This is a genomic window from Chitinophaga sp., from assembly GCF_035761305.1.
In the GTDB taxonomy this organism is placed as follows: Bacteria; Bacteroidota; Bacteroidia; order Chitinophagales; family Chitinophagaceae; genus Chitinophaga.
Genome location: NZ_DASTRI010000207.1, coordinates 1 through 2,452, shown reverse-complemented (window position 1 = coordinate 2,452; position 2,452 = coordinate 1). Strand labels below are relative to the sequence as shown.

Here is a 2,452-nt window from a genome sequence, read left to right as displayed (position 1 = left end):
GAAATACGAACCCCTGAAGAAATTATACACAAGATCATAGAAGTAGTAAGCAAAAACGGGCAGCTGCTGCTGAACCTCTCCCCCAAATCCGACGGCACCATCCCGCAAAACCAGCAGGAGGTAATGTTCCGCGTGGGCAAGTGGATGTGGGCCAATGGCGAAAGCATTTACAACACACGCCCCTTCAGCGTATTCGGGGAAACCACACCTGAAGGGCAGCGGGTGCATTACACCCGCAGGGGCGATACGTTGTATGCCATTTTCCTGGACTGGCCGGGCGATGGCAATACCGTGCACCTGAAAGAGCTGAACCCGCGCAGCATAGGTGGTAACATTCAATCGCTGCAGATGCTGGGCCTCAAAGCCCTGCAAACCATGCCGTATAAGCTGGATGAAGCGGGGCTGACGCTGACCATACCGGCCAAAACGCGCATCCCTTCCAACCTGGCTTATGTATTCCGTGTTATTGTTCAACATTCCATTCATAACGTGAACGAGAACGGGCAAGCGTCCGTATCGCAGGGGAACCGCGCACCGGCAGGTTCCCCTTTATTCAACCCTGCCACGCCCTTATTTGAAATACTGGGCGGGCCGGATGCGCCGGTAATACAGGAAGGCATGCCCGGCACCAGCGGCATACAGGGCGGGTTTGAAGGCGGCACCTGTGTTAAGGTGAATGGCGTTTATCATTTATTCCCTACGGAAAGGGCCGGCGAAAAAGGCATGCCGGCTTATTACGACCGGGTGAAAACCCGCATCGGGCACTGGACCAGCACCGATGCCATACACTGGAAACGGGAAAACACATTATATGCATCCAGCGGCCAATACGCTGTAAGCCACTTCGATAACCCTGCCAACGACCGGCGAGCGGCCCTGTGGTCTTTTATGCCGGTGTTCAACAAAGCGCACAACCGCTGGTACGGCTACTACCTGGCCTATACCGTGGATAAAGAGATAGCACCCAATCATTCATTCGGCCGCATCTGGCGGGCAGAGTCGGTGAAAGAAGGCATTGCAGGCATCGGCGGACCTTATACTGATAAAGGCATTGTAATGGAGCCCGGCATCAACTCCCAGCTGTGGGAAGGACGGCAGGGCGTTGCCTTTTTTTATCCATACCCGGTAGGTAATGAGTGGATGGCCTTTTACGGCGGCGCCTATCCCTATGCCAGCTGGAAAGACTATCCTGTTAAATCAGGCAAGGGCTGGTATGTAGGCCTTGCCAGATCCGGCACTATGGAAGGCCCCTGGACCCGGATGGACACTACGGTGAACCCCGTTACATCCATACACCCCTGGTTTGTGGAGAACCCTATCGTAAGCAGGTTGCCCAACGGTTTGTATATTGCTGTTTTTGACGGCGGCCCTGAAGGTTTTGGCCTGCATTTACCTAATATGATGGGGTACACCCTTTCCAAAGACGGCCTGCACTGGACCGCAGCACAGTATTTTCCCATACACACCAAAGTGAAAAAGTGGTGGGATATAATGCGCACGCCACTGTGCCTGATACCGGAAGGAAACGGCCGCTATACCATTTTATACGCAGCTATTAATAACAAGCAGCGCTTTCACCCTATTGGCATGGTGCAGGTGCAGCTGAATGAAAAAGTGATGGAGGAGATTGCAGACCGGCTGTAGTAATTAATAATGAAGAATGAATAATTAATGGGATTGACGGGAAGATAAAAAGTGCCTTTATACGTTATGAAAACGGATGTATGAAACGATTGCTGAATATTTTATTATTGGCAGGTTGTGTGTGCCTGCTAAGCCGAAATGGTTTTGCTACCGCTACTTTTAATGCAGATAATTTTACTACCGGCAATAAAGCTGTTACGCTGGTTACAGCGCCCCACCCTGCTGCGCGGATCACTTACGGCGTGGAACAGTTACGCAAAGCCCTGCAGGAAGCAGGCTACCAGGTAACTGTTAAAGAACAGGCAACCCTGCCTGGCAGCGGAACAGCCATCACAATAGGGCTGCTCAACGATGCGCTCACACAAAAGGCTATACGTACCTGTCATTTTTCCGTTACAAAAACACCGGGTAAGGAAGGCTTTACCCTGCTGGGCAACAGCAACCATGTTGTTATTGGCGGGGCCGATGCCAGCGGCGTATTGTACGGCTGCCTGGAAATGGCCGACCGGGTGCGTACGGCAGGCAGCCTGCCTGCGCAGCTTTCCTTTACAGACCAGCCGGAAATGGTGCTGCGCGGCACCTGCGTTGGCATACAAAAGCCCACTTACCTGCCGGGCAGAATGGTGTATGAATATCCCTACACGCCCGAAGTATTTCCCTGGTTGTATGATAAGGCCCTGTGGATCCGCTACCTGGATATGCTGGCCAAAAACCGCATGAACTCACTGTACCTATGGAACGGGCATCCCTTTGCATCGCTGGTGCGCCTAAAGGACTATCCTTATGCCGTAGAGGTAGACAGCGCTAC

At 52.6% G+C, this 2,452-nt stretch carries 1 protein-coding gene and 1 pseudogene; both read left to right on the top strand.

Annotated features, from left to right (window positions below; all coding sequences use genetic code 11):
- Nucleotides 1–1,644, top strand: a 1,644-nt coding sequence (locus VFS25_RS17410; RefSeq protein ID WP_326463442.1) for an alpha-L-fucosidase, incomplete at its 5' end; no start/stop codon positions are given.
- A gap of 80 nt (nucleotides 1,645–1,724) precedes the next feature.
- Nucleotides 1,725–2,452 (top strand): annotated as a pseudogene (locus VFS25_RS17405) (hypothetical protein); the annotation flags it as partial.